The organism is Microbulbifer maximicatervae (SeqCode) (genome assembly GCF_052467065.1).
Genome location: NZ_CP174299.1, coordinates 4353389 through 4372614, shown reverse-complemented (window position 1 = coordinate 4372614; position 19226 = coordinate 4353389). Strand labels below are relative to the sequence as shown.

The window sequence follows — 19226 nt, the reverse complement described above, 5'->3', positions numbered from 1 at the left end:
CATCCTGCATTTTTAACTTTATAGAGCTAAGCAGCCTAAAGTTGTTGCTGTTTGGCCAAGTCTATCCGTATTTACAAAATCCTATTTACAAGATGTAGCACCAGGGATAAATTCCCGCCTTCTTTGCTCCCATTAACACCCACCTGCCCGGCATAGCACTCCTTTCTCCATAAAGGGATGCTAGGCGTTGCCATATGAATTGGTGGTCCAGTAATTCCTGTGAGGTCCCTGTCCCGAATGAAACCAGAGTTCTTAGCGCATATCCTGGATAGCAAATTATTTATCACCATATGCCTGATCTCAGTAGTGATGTTATTACGTGGCCTGCTCACGCTAGTAATAGCACGAAGTAGTTGGCAAAAAGCGGATAAGCGCCGCCGTATCAATACCATACATAACCTTGGCAACTTGTTATTGGTAGTTGGCCTGATAGCAATTTGGGTAAGCGAACTCCGGGACTTTGCCCTATCCATTGCCGCTTTCTCTGTGGCAATTGTGCTGGCATTGAGAGAGGGTGTGCAGTGCCTCGTTGGTGGCTTGTACCAGGCAAACATGCGCTCGTTTACTGTGGGAGACTGGATCAAAGTCGGCAATCAATTTGGTGAAGTCACCGATAGTGACTGGCTAAGCACCACCCTTTTAGAAATCGATCCGCACGGTTTGGGCAATGGCTATACAGGAACAACTCTGTACATCCCTAACAATGCCTTCTTTACCCAACCGGTAAAGAACCTGAACTTTATGCGCCGGTATATCGAGCACACCTTTTCGATTACCCGAGAAAGCAAAGGAATGAATCCATTTGAAGCCAAGAAGTTTATCTCTGAGCGACTTAAAGAACACTGCGAGTCCTTCCGTGAAGTTGCCGAACGCTACTGCAACCTGATTGAGAACCGCATGGGCGTTGAGCTCTCGGGACCGGATGCCAAAGTCTGTATCACGACCAATGAGCTCGGCCACGATGTAACCACGGTAACCGTATTTTGCCCCCGAGAGGAAGCCACCAATATCGAACAGTTGGTGACTGAAGACTTCTATAACTTTTGGTTCGAGAAGACCAAGGACGTGGGGTCTAAAGCTTAACGCAGTCGTATTAAAAGGTATCGCCGATTGAAGCCGCTAGCAGTTCTGCCTAACTAGCGGCTCTTGTATGAATTTGCCGTTAACTTTCCCCATCGACCCGGAAGTTCGCAACCTCCCAGGCGCGCTCACGGATAACCCGCGCATTATCCTCTAGGTTGGAGGTGCCTGTAGGGTCTCCATCTATTGTGATATCCGGGTTGGACCACTGCTGAATTCTGGGGCCGCCTCGATCCGACGGGCAATTGTAGGCCATCACACTCCTCCAAGTTGAAGGGGTGGTATTGCAGTAGCCGTGGCCATATTCAAACGGCTCCATATTCGAATCACTGTAGATAATATGTCGGGCTCCCATTAGGTGGCCAATTTCATGGGCAAAGCTGAAGTACCCCGTTGCGCACCCTTCCCTTGCGAAAGCAAAGGCTGTTGATTCCGATGCGTAGATCGTCTTAGCTAATCCACATGATCCGCTGTACAAATCATTGCCGGTTAAAACAATCATTACATCTGCACTATACAAGTCTCTAAGTTCGTATAGTTCTTTAGTTTCTGGATATGCGTCATTCGAAAAGTACTCGCGGTCCACATAGAAGCTACCGCTTTCTGCATAGCTGGTTCTATAAGAGTGAACAATTTCTACCGAGGTATTGACTTCACTATTGGCAAATGAAACATTGGTTTCCTCTTCCAATAAATCCATGTAGGCGGGTACATCACCGGCGTCTGCCTCAAAGGCATCGGTATAAGCAACTATAACGGTTATTTTTCCACCAGAGTCAGTAGTCGCAATTCCTGAGGTTGTGTTTAGCGCGCCAACCTTGGAAGTAAAATCCATCTCTTCGAAGTAGTTACTATCATGGTCGACAAGTGAATTGTCTGGAACCTCAGCGATTGTAACCGCGCCTTTTCCGGCAGGTCTCACTTTGTAGAGCCTACCTTCAGATTGTATTGAGCCAACAATTCTACCGTTGTTCTCGGCTAAGGTGATAAACCCTTTTCCATCCTCAGAAAATGCAGATAGTGAAGCCCTATTTTTTGTTGAGCGAATATTTTGCAAGGTAAACCGTTGCTTGCCGAGCTCACTGGGAACCTCAAGGGTACTACCGGGCTTCAAGCTAAAAATCTTATTATTTAAACTTTTTTTAGTTTTATGTGAGATTATATTTGATCTACTTTCACTCATGGAAGATTCAAAAACAACATTCACATTTTCTTCTGAATAAGCGCCAAATGTAGAAAATAGCAACACGAAAGGCGCAAGAATTTTAAAGCTTTTCACAGACATACTCCCTGTATCCGCTTCTCGGAAAATCAATTTAGAAAGATCCGCACTAAAGATAAAAATAAATCTATTAATGCAGCCTTTAAAATACTGAATAGAAATATTTATTGAAATCCACAGTGCGCGGCTACTCTATATGATTCTTAACTAAAAAAATATTCTTACGCCTACCAATAATTTAACTTCGCAAATTTTTGACAAGTTACTATCTGAAGAGCAGATAACTTTTTGGAAAATTAAATTCAAATGAAAGCTTAATCACAATCCTTTAAATGGGAACTGAAAATATTTTACTTAACCACTCAATAAATGCTCTAACCCTGGGAGATAAAAAGCGATTCTGGGTGAACACAACCGATACCGGCTCGCTGGGCGGGCGAAAATTGGGCAATATTTCAACTAAATTTCCAGCATCCAATTCTTTTTCTACATGAAACTTTGGAAATTGAGCTAATCCGAGCCCCCGCTTAACGCCATCCAAGTAACTCTCTGTCCCAGTTACCGTCAATTGCGCCGGAACTTGCAACGTCTCTACCCTATCGCCAAGACAAAAAGAGAGCGGCGTAGACTTCCCAGTCGTTATAGAGCGCAGCGCTACAACACGGTGACCATTCAGTTGTTCCAAAGAGCTTGGGTGGCCGTAGTGTTCCAGGTATTGCGGCGATGCGCATGTAAGCCGTTCCAGCATGGTTAAACGCCTGGCAATCAGCTCACTATCCGCCAAGTGTCCATAGCGAATAGCACAGTCGACCCCTTCCTGGACTAAGTCCACCCATCGATCCCCCTCACTCATTACCAAAGAAATGTCAGGATACTGGGCAAAAAATTGGGGGAGTTGCGGCATAACAAAATGACGGGCAATAGTCCCTTGTACGTCTACCCGCACCTCACCGCCTGGCAATAAACCTGTAAATGCCCCTTCAGCTTCCTCTACGTCCGCAAGTATTGAAATACAGCGCTGATAATACAGTTCTCCATCCAGTGTTGCCCTGACCTTGCGAGTCGATCGCTGCAACAACCTGACTCCCAGCCGTTTCTCTAGCCGGTTGATCACCTGAGTCGATGTCGACCTCGGAATCCCAAGATCAGTAGAAGCGGCTGTAAAACTGCCTCGCTCCACAATCCGCACGTACAAGCGCATCGCATCCAGCTTATCCATATCGCCCTATTGTTTGTTTATTTGGAACAATAGATTCCATTTTAGCCGGATTATCTACATGAATAACACGAATAGTATGGAAATACAGCCAAATCAGGGAGCAGCAAGGGCAGCTCCAGTAATCACTACGGAGATCATTATGGAGAAAGTGGCACTGGTAACAGGAGCTTCCCGTGGCATAGGCGCGGCGATCGCCTCTCGCCTGGCAAAGGATGGCTTTACCATTCTGGTGAACTTTGAAAGTAATATTTCAGCTGCCGAAAAGTTGGTAAACCGCATTGAAACCGAGGGTGGCAAGGCGGTTACTGCCCAAGCCGATATCAGTGATCAACAGGCGGTTTCACGCCTATTCAACTCTGCAGAAGTCACCTTTGGCGGAATCAATACTGTCATTAATAATGCGGGCATTATGAAACTAGCCCCTCTGGCAGAATGTGAAGAAGATGATTTCGATCGTCAGGTAGCTGTAAATCTTAAGGGCACCTTCAATGTCATGCGTGAAGCCACCGCAAGGCTTCAAGAAGGTGGCCGAATCATCAACTTATCCTCGAGTGTCGTCGACTTGTGTATGCCGAATTACAGCGTATATGCGGCGACCAAGGCAGCTGTTGAAGCTCTGACCCAGGTAGTCGCCAAGGAAATGCGGGGGAGAGATATCACTGTGAATGCCGTCGCCCCAGGACCTACGGCTACCGAGCTCTTCCTATCCGGAAAGACTGATGAAATGGTGGAAACTCTTGCCAAAATGTCGCCACTTGAGCGATTGGGAAGGCCTGAAGATATTGCGAATACCGTTGCCTTTTTAGTCAGTGAGCAAGGTGGCTGGATCAACGGCCAAGTTATACGAGCCAACGGTGGAATTATCTAGCTTCACAGCCAATGCCCGCTTCAACTTAACAATCTCCAACTGATCGTTATACCAGTTGGAAAGAGGACTAAAAATCAATGCTCGATCAAGCCCAAGTACCGTCGGCTAAATACATCAGGGATACCCTTATCGCTGCAACTATTGCCAGTGCAGCAGCATTCACTTGCTCTATGTTAGAACTACCACCCTGGGCTATGTTTGTTGGCTGGGTTGCTTTCTTTTCACAGCCAGGCTCTGCCTTCAGCGCAATCTCCAGTGGGATTTGTGTTGCTCTGGGAATATTGATGGGGATGACAGCAGCTATAGTTAATGCCCTATTGCTACCAATGATGGGCAATATTGCCTTCGCGGTTATAGTGTTTTCCGTTGCATTTGTGGTGGTATCACTTAGAGGTCTGCCACTTGTAGGTAATATCATTGCCTGGTTTTTAGGGTTAATCACTTTCTTTGCAGCCCATCCAGCCAACGTTCTATCTGGAGTGATTGGGCTGACAATAGTGACCGCTCTAGGTATCCTCGCTGGCTATTGCTGCTCCTACCTACAATCTCTTACTGGAGAAAGTAAAGCTAATTGATAGTCAGGGAGTCTCGGCATAATTCAGTAATATCCTACAGGACTTAAGAGGCTCCCTGATTTTAAGCTGGTAATCCCAATTTATGTTCAAAACTATATAAATTGAGCGCTAAGTCGTATCCCCCCTCTCTCAATTCACACCGCAAATATCCAGTATCCTATTCATTAGGTCATTATTTCTACTACTTAACATACGCGATACGGTATAGTGGTTTTTATTTTTCAAAAGTATATATTCGTATGGGCTTTTCGTTTGCTGTAGCTTCTCACAGTATCTTTTTGACTGATCAATAAATTCCGCAGTCTCATCATCACCTACTGCAACAATCGCTTTGGTAAAACATCTAATATCGCCAAAAATGGGGCTCAAATTAGTAACGTCATCTTCTGATAAACGTAGAGATTCATTGAGATAAGATTGCCTCATCTTTGTTAAGTCATAGAGCCCGCTTAACATAATAGCGCCACTAATTGAGCTCCGGACTTCAGGTGTCCACTCAGATTCTAAAATTTTAGCCACAAGGAATGCCCCAACAGAGTGGCCGCAGATCACAATATTACTGGGGTTGCCATTCCAGCGATCGATATTTTTATATATCCATAAGAATGCCTTTATATTTTGCTCAATAATTTCTTTAACACTGACGGCGGGCGCCAAATCATAGTTGACCAAAGCAACTGTACACCCGGCCTCTACAAAGGGCTTGGCAATATACCGGTATTGCTTTTTATCTAGCGCCCGGAAGTACCCTCCGTGGATGAATACAAATACCGGTGCATTGGGGGATTTAGCAGGAAATATATCTACTTTCTCACCGGAGCTATCTCCATAGCTGATATCCAGCGAGTTTCTTAGGATTTGTGTAGCCAAATAGCTTTGTAGCCCATTGATTAGCAGATGGGCTCTACCAAATGGGTGCCGCTTACGCAGATTAAACTGATCATCATACTCACTCATTCTATGTTTCGACTCCGCAAGTGCTGGCATAAACTGCCTATTTTATACTAAAGGTTCTTTCTAGAGTCTAAGGAGCCTCCAAACAACTCCGTAACTCCCCTGGCTTGTGTGGCGGGCATATTTATCACAGAAAGCATCCTTCAGAGGAAGAAACCCTATAATAAACACCTGTAGAGGCCTAAATATGTGTCAACTATCTCAACAACTCAGATATTGCGGATAAATGGTAGAAAGCCATCTCACTTTTGCTAGCCCAAATAGAGAAATACAATTTCTTCCAAACATTCTGATCTATATATAACGCCTATAGTTAAACTTTTAGTTTTATCCTACAAATTTTGAACTACAGATCCGCAGAGGACCAAAAGAATGTTAAAGCGTTTAACCGTGTCTATTCTAAGCCTCGTAATTCTGTGCGGCGTACCCTTCGTATTATCTCAAGAAAACCCAAAACCTTTTGTTTTCACTGCCATTCCAGACCAGGACCCGGAGCGCTTACAAAAACGCTTTGGCAAAGTTGCACAGTATTTGTCCGACACGCTTAGGGTTGAAGTTAAGTACTTATCGGTGAAGTCCTACAGCGATACGGTTGAAGCCTTTAAAAATAACAAAGTTCAATTGGCCTGGTTTGGCGGATTTACTGGAGTACAGGCCCGTGTTGCGGAGCCTGGCGCCAAAGCCATTGCCCAGGGAGAAGGAGATCAAAATTTCACCTCCTATTTTATTGCGAATAAAAGTACTGGGCTCACTCCCTCAAAAGAGTTCCCCCGTGGTATTGAGGGTATGACCTTTGCTTTTGGTTCAGAGCACTCCACTTCTGGGCGGCTAATGCCGGAGTATTTTATTAGAAAAGCACTGGGCAAGCCCCCGGCCGAGGTGTTCAGCCGTGTAGGCTTTGCCGGCGACCACTCCAATACCCTCGATCTAGTGCAGTCTGGGAAATATCAGGTGGGCGCCCTGAATCACAAAGTGTGGGAGAACGAAAAGAAAGCCGGCAAAGTGGATGAGAGCAAGGTGCAAGTAATCTGGAAAACCCCAGGATATCCAGATTACAACTGGACAATTCGTGGGGATGTCGATGAAACCTGGGGCAACAGTTTCTTAGACAAGGTCCAGCAGGCGATTTTGAATATGCGGGACCCTAAACTACTTGCCGCATTTCCCCGCAAAGGGTTTATCAAAGCCGACAACTCAATGTACCAGCCAATCGTCGAGACCGCTCACGAAATTGGCTTGTTGAACAATGAGTAAGCGAATTAGGTTCAAATTGTCCTCACGACTTGACTAAGAAGCCTTCAGGGGAGTTAAACCCTGCAAACGGTCCTTGATAATAGCCGCCAATCTCCGTGCACCGGGACCAATATCGTCCCGGTTAGGAAAGATCAGGTACATAGGAACCTCCCTTTTGCTCCCCCCCTGAAGGGGTAAGGGCTTTAAGCTTCCTTCAGCGAGCTCATTCAGAATTTTGTCTTCTGGCAGCCATGAAAAACCGTAGCCTTTGCAAGCGGCGCCAATCAAAGAAGACATACTACTTAGAGTCCACCGCTTAGCCACTTCAACCGTGAGCGTTTTACTACCACTCTGGGGGTTCGTATCCCGAACCACCAGGTGACGATGATTGCGGAGATCATTCATAGTTAGCGGGCGGTCCAGCTCATGCAGGGGGTGCTTGGGATGGGCCACCGGGATTAGACGTGCAGGAGATGGCAGTAATTCACCGTTGTAGCCCAGCGGAATTCTGGGGCTGATTGCAAAATCAACTCTCCCCTCATTCAAGGCTTCTAAAGCTCCACTAATCACCATCTCATGCACTTCAATACGAGTCTGAGGGCTCTCTTCGCCAAAAAGCGCTAGGCAGTCCAACAACAACCAAATTGGGAATAGCACCTCCACGGAAATCGCAATTTGGGACTCCCATCCAGCCGAGGCCCGGCTGGCGGCCTGCTCCAATGCAGAAGCATCCTCCAGTAATTGCTTTGCGTGACGGTAGAGCATCTCACCTGCGGGAGTCAGAATCGCCTTGCGCCCACTAATGGTGAAAACCGCTACAGCCAGTAGTGATTCCAACTTCTGCACCGAATAGCTTACCGACGACTGACTCTTGTGCAGAAGCTCGGCGGCCTTTGCATACCCTCCCCCTTCAACTACCGCTATTAAGCAACGCCACTGCTCAAGAGTGATCTTTGGGTTTGATAATTGTGTCAATTGTTGGCTCATGATCGAATTTTTAGATAGAAATAAGCAAATAATTCTAATTTTTAATCAACTTAATGAATGTTTCAATAGCTTCATACAAAGTTAGTTACGAGGAAGCAGTCATGGCAAAGGTACTCAACATTAAGTCCAGCCTCTTTCAAGAGAACGGGCAGTCATCTCAACTTACGGACAATTTCATAGCGAGCTGGAAGGCTAAGAACCCGGAAGATGAAATCATCCATCGTGACTTGGTATCCGAGCCTGTACCTCATCTGAACCTGGAACACTTTCAAGCCCACAATACGCCAGCTGATAGCCGTTCAAACAAGCAAAGTGAAATTGCAGAACTTTCGGACAAGCTGATAGAGGAGATATCATCGGCAGATCTGCTAGTGCTAGGTATCCCGATGTATAACTTCAACGTCCCGTCTAATTTACACACCTACTTCGACTTTATTGCACGTGCCGGGGTAACATTCCGATATACCGAAAACGGCCCTGAGGGCTTATTAAGGAACAAAAAAGCCGTCGTTTTAATTTCACGAGGTGGTGTTTATGGTGATGATCATCCCCAAAGTAATTATCTTCGACAGTTCCTTGGGTTTATTGGCATTACTGATGTGGAGTTTGTCTATGCTGAAGGCTTGGCAATGGGAGATGAAGCAAAAGAAAAGGCGTTGGCAGCTGCGAAGAAGCGTATTGCTGAACTTGTGTGAGATACGGAGATAAACAAGCTCTTATTTGAGTACCTGTAGGGGGAAACTAATCCTCCCCCTCTATTTAAAAAAACCGGCAGATTATTGCTTAACCCATCTTACATATATCAAATCTTATTTAGAGCTTCTTAAAATAGAATGTTACCCCAAGCGCACCGCCATGATCTGTAAAATCCAAATAGCAATGTGACATAGCCTCCCTTTGAATTTGGGAAAGCAACTTATTTAAATCATAGTTATTCATCTGCATTCTTGGAGCCATAAAAGGCTCGCCTTTAAGAAGGTTAAGGATATTCCCTGAAAAAGGCACAGTACTACTCAAAAATGAAGTCAACCTTTTTAGTTTTGAAGTTTTGGCATATGAAAAATGGGCAACGCAAACCCCGCCCGATTCTAACTTATCAAGCAGAAGACTAAATAGTCTTTGCCCTTTTTTAACAGGGATATGTTGAAACACTATAAAGGAGTGGATGAAGTTGAATTTCCCTTGAACTAGAGAGAGCTTCTCATCAGCTTTCACAAATTCAATATTCTTTAAGCCTTGCTCATGACTATTTTTTTTAGCCTCCATAAGCATTGAATCAGATATGTCAACACCTGTAACATCTTCAGTAATATACGCTAAAGGGATCGCTACTCTTCCAACTCCACAGCCAAAATCAAGCGCCTTCTTGACGACAAAGCCATCATCTACATGTTGTTTCACTTTTGTCAGTATATTATGAACATGGCTTTGTCCCGTTTTAAAGAAATCTTGCTTTGCGCTATCTGTTAAGTTTCCCTTCCTAAATTTTTCTTCGGTTAGAACACCGTAATAAGCATCTTCTTTGCCAAACTTTTCCCACTCTTTGTCAGAGTCAGCAATAAACATCGACATTCTCCCGCTACTACCTCACTCACTCCAAATCTAAGGCCATTTGAAATAAGCAATTCCATTTCACCACGAATACGAGACGATTGTATCAAGAAATGTCTTTCCAAAACGAATATTTATAGGGTACCGGTGTACCACTTCATCCTCAGGGAACTCAAAGCATATTGACGGCCTTGGCAAGTCAGCTCTATTCAGGTTAAGTATTTCTTACAGAGACCCCAATCCTGTTTAGCTGCAACTTGATTCCACAATATATGGTTGATAGATAAGTATAAGCAATCCACCAAGGCACTGCATTTTGCCAAATGAACTATCAGAAATAGTGAGCTTTTACTAAACGAATAGACTTGCCTTCTCGATATAATTCAATGCGTTGAGCCCCTGCAACTCTATTTAGGGGCTATAAGTTTGAGACGGTTATCACATAAAAGGATATTTGTTTTTGAAATGTAGTAAAAAGGCTATTGTTAGCTATTCACCGCATCATCCATATACTTCACTGCCTCTCCTATAGAAATAGTGAACACGCCAGCATTGCCATTAATATATTCACGTTTCCATGAATTATAGCCTTCCTCATAATCAGGTATCTCAGACTCCCCCATCAGTTCAGATATGCTTGCCCCTAGCGCCTCAATTGAAAACGGCATATGAGCAATTTCCTCAATGACCTCTCCACTATTAGGGTTATTAATCTTTATACCTGAAATCTGAACATGCACTACCATTGAATCGTCCTTAGACTCTTCAATTTTTAAGTTGCTCACTCGCAGAATATCAAATAAGAGTAAGATGACAGTGGGCCGTGCAATCAAGCAGATGCTGAAGTCTTATCAGGCCGTGTCTAAAACCATAATTTACAACAACGGAGGTGAATTTGCGGGCCATCAGTCGACCGCGCAGAAACTAGGCTGCAATATATATTTTGCCAAACCGTATCACTCGTGGGAGCGTGGTTTGAGCGAAATTACCAATGGACTGCTGAGGCGTTTTTTTCCGAAAGGGATAGAGATTAGCAAGTTACCGAACAGGCAAGTTGGCGATGCAGTGTATCGTATTAATGCCCGACCTAGGATGATGTTAAATTATTGGAGCCCGCTGGAATTTCTAGTGAGTAAGCGTCTGTCACTTATGTTGGCAATCTAGCTAGCGCTCTGGGTGCTCATTAAGAATTCCTGATCGTTAAAAAACAGGAGAGTAGAGAAAAGTTGGTGGGTGTTTTAGGTGGGCTTGCTTAATCGCTTACGAAACATCCCGGTTAAAAGTGTTTTTTGAGGATGTTTCGTTATTTAGCGGTGTGAATCTTTTTAGATAATCCGTCATCGACTCTGCGAAATCAACAAATCTCTACAGATTTTCGCACCACAGATGACACCGCAAAACATGATAAGTAAAATATCGGGTCGGGCGTGCTGCCTGCGTCGACCAAGCCTAGGATCTTCCATGTCACCAAAGTAGTGTAAAAGGCTTGGGACTGCCCTCGGTAAAGCGCCATTAATACTCATACCCCATAGAATTAGGGTATGAGCGGAAATTCTATAAGTTAGTACGGGTACGGCTTCTGCTGGTCAAAATCATTACCTCGGCTAGGTGACCGACAAGCAGTGAAATGTATCTTAGTGTATTTTAAGCTGTTTTTAGTGATAACCTCGAAAACATCAGCCAATTTAATGTTGGCACCCTCTTTCACTAAAATCAGATCGTGGGCATGAAGCCCACCTTCCCAAGCGGTTTTGATATTATCCAGATGTGGAAGGCTTTTTTCGTTATACGAAAGATTATAGTTGCGAATCTCTGCACCGCAGCCAGCAATAGAGATCACTTTTCCAGATCCCATTCTCAGAAATGTTTTAGCTTTGCTAAATTCGACTAAACCATTCTCGTTATCCGTGTCGGCAGGCTTACCCGTTTTAGTCAAACTTTTGACTGCATGATCAGTAGAAGCAGAGCCATGAAAGGAGTAAAAGTACATTGATACGTCTTTTGGCAGCGCCACAGTTTTGGAGCCTTTATCAAATGAACCATGCGCATAAAGAATGGCCTCTCCCCCAGTCGAGTTATCTTTCCTATGTATTATTACGTTTCCGAGTTCAAGAGTTTCCATAACAATCTCTATCAATTAAAAGGTTATTTAAAATTCCCTATCCGGGTCTAGCTGCATTCAATATTTACAGATTAATAAATTTAGATCAACGGCAAGATCCGTAAGGGCATCACCTCGCCCGCTATTAATAGCCGCAAACCTGCTTTCCGAACAACAACATAATCATGCACACCTGACATAACAAACACATTAGGATAAACATCTCATAATATGGGTTAGAGCATTAAATTTATCAATTAAGGAATTTTCCGTGCACATTTCAAAATCGGAAAAAAAGGAGCAATACTAAAGTCATGCTGTAGATTTCTCTCTACAAATATACCTATTAAAACTCACAAAATAAGTATGGATTTTATGGTTATTCATTGAAATAGTGGCCATACCGCCATCAAGAATTGCTAAAACCTCCACCAACATACGACACTTCACCACTTGGAATTAATTTCTTTCCTGTATTCACAGAATGTAAAAAATTAAGAATGAGAACAGGCTTGCGCTCAAATTAACTAAGAACTGTAAGTTGCCTCATAAATTGATTGAGCCTTGCCTTCCCCAGCTACAATGTAGAAAAGTAAGTCTGAAACCTATTGATAACTGAGTATGTTTTGAAGCTATCTTATGGATTTTGCTATCAGGTTACGATAGAAAGACCATTCTTCACCTTACCCTCCACTGAGCACTTGCTGGAAAGACCTTAGTTTTGGAAGGGCCAAAGCGCATACTTGTTTCGAGGTATGGAGGATGTTTCTCAGGTAGTTTGATCAGAGGTCTCTACTTAACTAGTAGTGGGGTAACGAACAATATATTTAAATATAATTTGGCTGCTCTTGGTATACAGACAGTACCCGCCCCCGTAACAATAGCCCTCACAGACGAGGAACGTAAAGAGTTTCAACGTCTCTGTCGCAGTGGTAAGACTCCAGCGGGAATCAAAGAGCGTCTGTCAATTGTATTGCTTGGCGATGAAGATTTATCGAACAGAGAAATTACTGAACGCTTGCCCTTTAGTGCCCATAAAATTGCTAGATGGCGAAACAGGTTCGCAGAATCTGGCTTTAAAGGTAATGAGAAAGATCTACCACGGGGTTCAAACCATGGCGGCCAAACTCCGTACAAACCATATGATTGTGGCACGTGTGTGGCAGGAATATGGATTTAAACCGCAACTGATACGTCAATTTAAGATCAGCAATGCCCCAAACTTCGAAGAAAAGTTTAAAGACATGATGGGACTGTACTTAAACCCACCCGAAAATGCGGTGGTTTTTTTTCGGTGGCTGAAAAGAGTTCGATTCAGGCCTTGGATCGAACCCAGTCAGAGCTGCCTTTGAAACAAGGACGAGCTGGCTTCCTGACTCATGTATATAAACGCCATGGCGTTTGCAGCGTTAAATGTATTCATGGGAGAGGTCATTGGGGAGTGCAAGAAACGTCATCGTCATCTGGAATTTCTGTCATTCGTGAATGATAGTAGAGGCTCGAACGGAGAAAGATAAAGCTCTACATGTGATTGTAGATAGTTACACCACACACAAATATGAAAAAGTCCGTAATTGGTTGAAGAAAAATCCGTGGTAATGTTCAGACTTCTATGTCATTTCTTTACTATTAGCAAAAAAGAGATGCCCCATTACCAAGCCTACTTTCGATATTAACGCTGCCGTTAAGGCGCTGCGTGAGGGCAAGGATCTCCGTGGCAAAGGTGGCATCCTGACCCCACTGATAAAACAACTCACTGAAGCGGCCATGCAGGCGGAATTGGAGGAGCAACTCGCCAGCAGGGACAAACCCAACAGCAAGAATGGTACCACCTCAAAAACCATGAAAAGTCCCGCCGGTAGCTTCGAACTGCAGACGCCACGGGAGGCTTCGCCAGTGAGAATAGCTTACTGAAGCTTCTGTACGCCGGTATACTAAAAGCCTCCGAGCGCCGGACGCACGCAATTCAAAACTGGAATCTGACGCTGTCACAGCTAACGATCCACTTCCCCGATCGTTTGGAGAAATACATCAGCCTCTGAGGCTATGGCTGACACAGAGTTTTGAATACCCTCCATTTGTCGCTGAAATGTGGTAGCAAATCTATTATTTAGCTGTTCACCGCATCATCCATATACTTGACTGCCTCTCCTATAGAAATAGTGAACACGCCCGCTTTACCGTTATCATATTCTCGCTTCCACGAATCATAGCCCTCCTCAAAATCAGGTATCTCAGACTCCTCCATCAGTTCATTTAAACTCGCCCCTAGCGCCTCAATTGAAAACGGCATATGGGTAATTTCCTCAATGACCTCTCCACTATTAGGGTTATTAATTTTAATGCCTGAAATCTGAACATGTACCACCATTGAATCGTCCTTAGACTCTTCAATTTTTAATATGATAGCCCGCGAATCTTCCTCGCCCTCTCGATTATCATATTTCCACACTTGACCTTCTTTAACTTTTAAATCCATCCCGACTCTTCACCTTAAATTAGCTGTTAATAACATTTATGCAATATCGGTGCTTCCTCGCATGCTCCATAGACGTAATAGTCTATGAACGTCCATATCAGGCTTCTATACTGCGCTCTATCTAGCTTAGAAGTGAGGTTCAATCACGTATGGATAGCTACTCACCTTGCCAGGGATTAGCATTTTGACTCCAAACACTATTCGGCTTCTTGATTTAAATCATTGCTGATGTTTCATTACTTCAGCGAATAATTTAAAACAATGACTTCTTGGCGGTGCTGGAACTAAAAGAGGTTCACTTTGTATCTTGAGACTCGCAGCAGCACCCTATTCAGGGATTTTGTGGTCAACGGGGGGCCATAAAGCAAAAAGCCAGGCCCTTTAACTTGGCCTGGCTTTATTTACTTTATAGTTAAAGCTCTGTTAAAGCGCTTCGGCCGCTTCTGCTCTCTCGTTCTTTTCCGACGAGATACCTTGTTTAGCCAGCTCCACTTCCTGCTTATGGACTCTCTTGCCAAACAATCGCTGCACCACAACAAAGAACAGTGGGATAAAGAAGATTCCCAGTAGAGTTCCAACAATCATGCCGCCGAACACACCGGTACCGATTGCCCGTTGGGCACCTGAGCCAGCTCCGGTTGCTATGGCTAAGGGCAACACCCCCAAACCAAAAGCGAGAGATGTCATTAAGATCGGGCGTAACCTGTCCCGTACAGCTCGCATCGTGGCATCTACCAACTCCATACCGTCTTCCAGGTTCTGTTTGGCAAACTCCACAATCAGGATGGCATTTTTACTGGTTAGCCCCACTGTTGTCAGCATCGCGACTTGAAAGTAAATGTCGCGCTCCATGCCCCTTAGGCTATTGGCCAGTACTGCACCCAGGATTCCCAAAGGAGCCATCAATAGTACTGCTGTCGGTACGGTCCAGCTTTCATAGAGAGCAGCCAAACACAAGAACACGATCAAAAGGGACAAGGTATACAGCAATGGGGTTTGTGCTCCAGCAGAGCGCTCTTGATATGAGAGACCACTCCACTCCATACCAATACCTGCGGGTAGTTGCGCCACTAGGCGCTCAACCTCTTCCATTGCCTCACCAGAGCTGACCCCGGCTGCAGCCTGCCCATTAACCTGCATTGAGGGAACGCCGTTATAGCGCTCCAAGCGGGGGGAACCGTACTCCCAGCCAAAACTGGCAAAGGATGATAGCGGTACCATATCGCCTTTATCGTTACGCACTGACCACAATTGGAAGTCTTCCGGGACCATCCTAAAAGGAGCATCAGCCTGCATATACACGCGTTTTACCCGCCCGCGATCGATAAAGTCATCAATATATGAACCGCCCCATGCTGTACTCAAAGCGCTGTTAATATCGTCGATAGACAAGCCAAGCGCAGCTGCTTTTGCATTATCAATTTTTACACGAAATTGCGGGGTATCTTCTTGGCCATTGGGGCGAACATTAGCCAAAAGTTCACTCTGCCCGGCCATTCCCAGAAACTGGTTCCTGGCTGCTGTTAAAGCCTCATGACCCAAACTGCCATTATCCTGAAGATAAAAGTTGAAACCACCAGAAGAACCCAACTCGGGGAGCGGCGGAGGTGCGAAAGCGAAAGCCATCGCATCTTTAATTTGCATCAAGGCACCCATCGCGCGCATGGCGACAGACCCAGCGCTCTGAGACTCTTCTTCACGCTGGGACCAATCTTCCAAATTTACAAAAGCAATACCGGTATTTTGCCCGCTACCGGCAAAGCTGAACCCCTGTACCGAGAATACTGATTTCACGATACCCTGCTCGTTGTTCAGGAACTGGTCCTCTACTTTTCGGATAGAGTTCATAGTGCGCTCCTGGGTTGCCCCCACCGGCGCCTGCACCATGGAGAACAGCACACCCTGATCCTCATCCGGCAGGAACGAGCTGGGCAATCGCAGGAATAGGAAGGCCATGACTGCGGAAAGCGCAACAAACAACAGCATGAAACGACCGCTGCGCTTCAAAATACCTTGTACTCCACCTTGATAGCGCTGGCTACCTCGATCAAAGTTGCGATTGAACCAGCCAAAAAAGCCCTTCTCCCCATGCCCCTCCCCTTTGGATATTGGCTTCAGCAAGGTCGCACAAAGCGCTGGTGTCAGGATAATCGCCACCAACACTGACAACGCCATAGCGGCAACAATCGTGGCGGAGAACTGACGGTAGATCACGCCGGTGGCGCCATCCATAAATGCCATAGGCACAAACACTGCCGACAAAACTACGCCAATGCCAATCAGTGCCGCAGTAATCTGGTGCATCGACTTCTTAGTGGCTTCTTTAGGGGAGAGCCCTTCCTCCCGCATCACCCGCTCGACATTCTCCACCACCACAATGGCGTCATCCACAAGCAGCCCAATTGCAAGCACCATGGCAAACATCGTGAGCATATTGACTGAGAATCCCAGCGAAGCGAGTACGGCAAAAGTACCCATTAGCACCACTGGTACCGCAATCGTCGGAATCAACGTGGCACGGAAGTTCTGAAGAAACAGATACATCACCAGAAATACCAGGACGATCGCTTCAATCAAGGTAGAGATAACACCCTTAATAGATGCCTCAACAAACGGTGTCGTATCGAATGGTACTACCGAAGTCAGGCCTCGGGGAAAGTAAGCCTCCAGCTCCTTCAACTTGGCTTTCACCCCATCAGCAGTTTCCAGGGCATTGGCCCCAGTCGCCAAGTTAATAGCGATGCCGGTTGCAGGCTGGCGATTGTAACGGGAAATAAACTCATAATTCTCCGCCCCTAGCTCGACTCGAGCAATATCTCCCAGGCGCAAGAGCGAGCCGTCGTCATTGGCTCTGACGATAATATCCCGGAACTCCTCAGGGGTTTGCAAACGTTCCTGGGAAGTAATTGCCGCATTTAGCTGTTGCCCTGGAATAGAGGGAGCAGCACCGAGGCTTCCGACCGTAACTTGTGCATTTTGGGCCCGCACTGCATCGGTAACATCACCAGGGGTAAGTTCATAGGTGGTGAGCTTATTGGGATCGAGCCAAATCCGCATCGCGTACTTGGAACCAAATACCTGCACATTGCCCACGCCTGGCACCCGGCTGATCGGGTCAACAATGGCCGAATTGATATAGTCAGCAATATCATTGCGGTTCATGCTGCCGTCTTCAGACACAAAGCCGGCAACCATTAGGAAGCCACCTCGAGACTTACTGACATTTACTCCTTGTACCTGGACCTCCTGTGGCAGCAGCGGCATCGCCAGTTGCACTTTGTTTTGCACCTGGACCTGGGCCGTATCCGGGTCAGTTCCATTTTCGAAAGTTAAAGAGATTGAAACGCCACCGTTGGATTGACTGGTGGCGGACATATAAAGGAGACCATCGAGGCCCTTCATGTTGCGTTCGAGGATTTGAGTAACCGAATCCTCAACCACCTTGGCGGAAGCGCCCGGATAATTTGCCTCTATATTGATCGACGGTGGCGCGATATTTGGATAGCGCTCAACTGCCAGCTCGCCGATAGACAACACACCTGCCAGTATCGTGATAATTGCCAGCACCCAGGCAAAGATGGGCCGATTGATAAAAAAACTTGCCATAACCCCTACCCTTAAGACCCCTGCTGTGCAGGCGCTTCGCTAGCCTGTTGATCACCTTCAGCCGCCGGCAGCTGCTCATTTTCGCGCTCGCTGGCCTGTACCGGGGCTCCCGGGCGAATTTTCTGCAGCCCGGCAACTACGACCCGGTCCCCGGCCTCGAGTCCATCTTCCACTAGCCAGCGATTGCCAATCGTACGACTAACCCGCACAGATCGCTGGGCAACCACATTTTTCTCATTAACAACCATGGCTGAGGTGTTGCCCTTAGGGTCCCGCGCAATTCCTTGCTGAGGTACCAGAATTGCGTCTTCACGGACACCACTACCGACAATTGCGCGCACATACATGCCCGGCAAAAGCATGGTGTCCGGGTTTGGGACAACTACTCGCAACAATACGCTGCCCGTTGAGGGGTCAACACTGGCTTCGGCAAACTCCAGCTTGCCCTGGTGCTCAAATTTGCTGCCATCTTCTAATAGGATTGTCACAGGTAGATGAGTGGCATCGGCCAATGTGCCCGCTTGAAGCGCTCGGCGGAGGCTAACAAGTTCAGCTGCCGACTGGGTAACCTCAACATAGATCGGATCTAGTTGCTGCACAGTAGCCAAAGTTCCGGCCTGATTGGCCGTTACCAGAGCGCCTTGAGTAACTGTGGATTTGCCAATTCGGCCTGTAATCGGAGAGGTGACCCGCGCATATTCCAACTGGATTTCAGCCCTGTGCAGCTCCGCCTGAGCTGCGGCTACATCGGCTCGGGCCTCCTGAAGATCGGCTTCCGCAGCATCATTTTCCTGCGTGCTAACAGCACCATTACCCACCAGGTTCGCGGTACGCTCGGCTTTGAGGCGAGCGATGTTCATAGCCGCCTTTGCGCCTTGGAAACTTGCCCTGGCACTATCGACGTCAGCACGATAAAGAGCGTCATCTAGCTGGTAAAGTGGCTGATTTGCACTAACTTGGCCACCTTCACGGAACAACTGGCGTTTTATGATGCCATTAACCTGCGGACGAACCTCAGCCACTTTAAAGGGGGAAGTCCGCCCCGGCAGCTCCCTGGTAAGAGTGACGGATTCCGGCTGAAGTGTGACTACGGTCACTTGGGGGGCCATTCCCGGTGGAGCCGAAGCTTCCTCGTTACACCCCGCCAACAATGCGGAAGCGACCAAAAGGCTGGTGAGAGCTCGGGCTTTTAACATGGTTACCTCTAAAAATGACTGCGCGGACAAAATATTGGCAGTTAGCGGAATTTTTAAGTGACAAGGAAATCTGAGTAAAGTAGCGTGGCATTTTATGAGTACGTAGGAAACAGGATCAACTGTTCATAATCGTGCAATTTTCATCTAACATGCAC

The 19226-nt window shown here is 46.1% G+C and carries 18 protein-coding genes and 2 pseudogenes; 9 read left to right on the top strand and 11 right to left on the bottom strand.

Going from position 1 to position 19226, the window contains the following annotated elements; genetic code table 11:
* The first annotated feature begins 237 nt into the window (after positions 1-237).
* Positions 238-1083 (top strand): mechanosensitive ion channel family protein, encoded by an 846-nt coding sequence (locus tag ACJJI1_RS19325; RefSeq protein ID WP_444917114.1) that lies wholly within the window; start codon positions 238-240, stop codon positions 1081-1083.
* Between the two features lie 79 nt (positions 1084-1162).
* Here the strand turns inward: ACJJI1_RS19325 and ACJJI1_RS19320 are convergent, their stop codons facing one another.
* Both ACJJI1_RS19320 and ACJJI1_RS19315 read right to left on the bottom strand, forming a co-directional pair.
* Positions 1163-2359, bottom strand: coding sequence for a M12 family metallo-peptidase (locus ACJJI1_RS19320; RefSeq protein WP_444913031.1), 1197 nt, complete (start codon positions 2357-2359; stop codon positions 1163-1165).
* A gap of 271 nt (positions 2360-2630) precedes the next feature.
* Positions 2631-3521, bottom strand: a complete 891-nt coding sequence (locus ACJJI1_RS19315) for a LysR family transcriptional regulator (RefSeq protein WP_444957682.1) — start codon at positions 3519-3521, stop codon at positions 2631-2633.
* Positions 3522-3579: 58 nt separating this feature from the next.
* On the opposite strand from ACJJI1_RS19315, the gene ACJJI1_RS19310 reads away from it, so the two are divergent.
* Positions 3580-4389 carry an SDR family oxidoreductase gene (locus ACJJI1_RS19310; RefSeq protein ID WP_444957681.1) on the top strand — a complete coding sequence of 270 codons (810 nt, stop codon included), beginning with the start codon at positions 3580-3582 and terminating at the stop codon, positions 4387-4389.
* A 77-nt stretch (positions 4390-4466) separates the two neighbouring features.
* Positions 4467-4964, top strand: a complete 498-nt coding sequence (locus ACJJI1_RS19305; protein WP_444957680.1) for a DUF1097 domain-containing protein — start codon at positions 4467-4469, stop codon at positions 4962-4964.
* A 129-nt stretch (positions 4965-5093) separates the two neighbouring features.
* Here the strand turns inward: ACJJI1_RS19305 and ACJJI1_RS19300 are convergent, their stop codons facing one another.
* Positions 5094-5921 carry an alpha/beta hydrolase gene (locus ACJJI1_RS19300; protein ID WP_444957679.1) on the bottom strand — a complete coding sequence of 276 codons (828 nt, stop codon included), beginning with the start codon at positions 5919-5921 and terminating at the stop codon, positions 5094-5096.
* A gap of 369 nt (positions 5922-6290) precedes the next feature.
* Here ACJJI1_RS19300 and ACJJI1_RS19295 point away from each other — a divergent pair, with 369 nt between their 5' ends.
* Positions 6291-7172, top strand: coding sequence for a putative selenate ABC transporter substrate-binding protein (locus ACJJI1_RS19295; RefSeq protein ID WP_444957678.1), 882 nt, complete (start codon positions 6291-6293; stop codon positions 7170-7172).
* 33 nt (positions 7173-7205) lie between these two features.
* Here the strand turns inward: ACJJI1_RS19295 and ACJJI1_RS19290 are convergent, their stop codons facing one another.
* Entirely contained in the window at positions 7206-8138 is a 933-nt protein-coding gene (locus ACJJI1_RS19290) for a LysR family transcriptional regulator (RefSeq protein ID WP_444957677.1), read from the bottom strand.
* A 101-nt stretch (positions 8139-8239) separates the two neighbouring features.
* On the opposite strand from ACJJI1_RS19290, the gene ACJJI1_RS19285 reads away from it, so the two are divergent.
* A complete protein-coding gene (locus ACJJI1_RS19285) occupies positions 8240-8833 on the top strand; it encodes an FMN-dependent NADH-azoreductase (RefSeq protein WP_444957676.1) in 594 nt (197 codons plus the stop codon).
* Positions 8834-8951: 118 nt separating this feature from the next.
* Here ACJJI1_RS19285 and ACJJI1_RS19280 read toward each other — a convergent pair whose 3' ends face one another.
* Together ACJJI1_RS19280 and ACJJI1_RS19275 are read right to left on the bottom strand one after the other, a co-directional pair.
* A complete protein-coding gene (locus ACJJI1_RS19280; protein ID WP_444957675.1) occupies positions 8952-9704 on the bottom strand; it encodes a class I SAM-dependent methyltransferase in 753 nt (250 codons plus the stop codon).
* Between the two features lie 470 nt (positions 9705-10174).
* Positions 10175-10474, bottom strand: coding sequence for a hypothetical protein (locus ACJJI1_RS19275; protein WP_444957674.1), 300 nt, complete (start codon positions 10472-10474; stop codon positions 10175-10177).
* A 25-nt stretch (positions 10475-10499) separates the two neighbouring features.
* Between ACJJI1_RS19275 and ACJJI1_RS19270 the strand changes: the two genes are divergently transcribed.
* Positions 10500-10853, top strand: a complete 354-nt coding sequence (locus ACJJI1_RS19270; RefSeq protein WP_444957673.1) for an IS30 family transposase — start codon at positions 10500-10502, stop codon at positions 10851-10853.
* 173 nt (positions 10854-11026) lie between these two features.
* Here ACJJI1_RS19270 and ACJJI1_RS19265 read toward each other — a convergent pair whose 3' ends face one another.
* Both ACJJI1_RS19265 and ACJJI1_RS19260 read right to left on the bottom strand, forming a co-directional pair.
* A complete protein-coding gene (locus ACJJI1_RS19265) occupies positions 11027-11152 on the bottom strand; it encodes a hypothetical protein (protein ID WP_444959400.1) in 126 nt (41 codons plus the stop codon).
* 98 nt (positions 11153-11250) lie between these two features.
* Positions 11251-11811, bottom strand: a complete 561-nt coding sequence (locus ACJJI1_RS19260) for a putative adhesin (RefSeq protein ID WP_444957672.1) — start codon at positions 11809-11811, stop codon at positions 11251-11253.
* 700 nt (positions 11812-12511) lie between these two features.
* Here ACJJI1_RS19260 and ACJJI1_RS19255 point away from each other — a divergent pair.
* From ACJJI1_RS19255 to ACJJI1_RS19245, 3 genes and pseudogenes are all read left to right on the top strand, one after another.
* Entirely contained in the window at positions 12512-12970 is a 459-nt protein-coding gene (locus tag ACJJI1_RS19255; RefSeq protein WP_444957671.1) for a helix-turn-helix domain-containing protein, read from the top strand.
* A 470-nt stretch (positions 12971-13440) separates the two neighbouring features.
* Positions 13441-13677: pseudogene (locus ACJJI1_RS19250) on the top strand (IS256 family transposase); the annotation flags it as partial.
* Positions 13674-13832 (top strand): annotated as a pseudogene (locus tag ACJJI1_RS19245) (IS256 family transposase); the annotation flags it as partial. The pseudogenes ACJJI1_RS19250 and ACJJI1_RS19245, both read left to right, overlap by 4 nt.
* 68 nt (positions 13833-13900) lie before the next feature.
* Here the strand turns inward: ACJJI1_RS19245 and ACJJI1_RS19240 are convergent.
* From ACJJI1_RS19240 to ACJJI1_RS19230, 3 genes are all read right to left on the bottom strand, one after another.
* A complete protein-coding gene (locus ACJJI1_RS19240) occupies positions 13901-14269 on the bottom strand; it encodes a hypothetical protein (RefSeq protein ID WP_444957670.1) in 369 nt (122 codons plus the stop codon).
* Between the two features lie 423 nt (positions 14270-14692).
* The gene (locus ACJJI1_RS19235) at positions 14693-17875 is read right to left on the bottom strand and encodes an efflux RND transporter permease subunit (RefSeq protein WP_444957669.1); all 3183 of its coding nucleotides are present in this window, start codon (positions 17873-17875) and stop codon (positions 14693-14695) included.
* An 11-nt stretch (positions 17876-17886) separates the two neighbouring features.
* A complete protein-coding gene (locus ACJJI1_RS19230) occupies positions 17887-19071 on the bottom strand; it encodes an efflux RND transporter periplasmic adaptor subunit (RefSeq protein WP_444957668.1) in 1185 nt (394 codons plus the stop codon).
* Positions 19072-19226 lie beyond the last annotated feature (155 nt).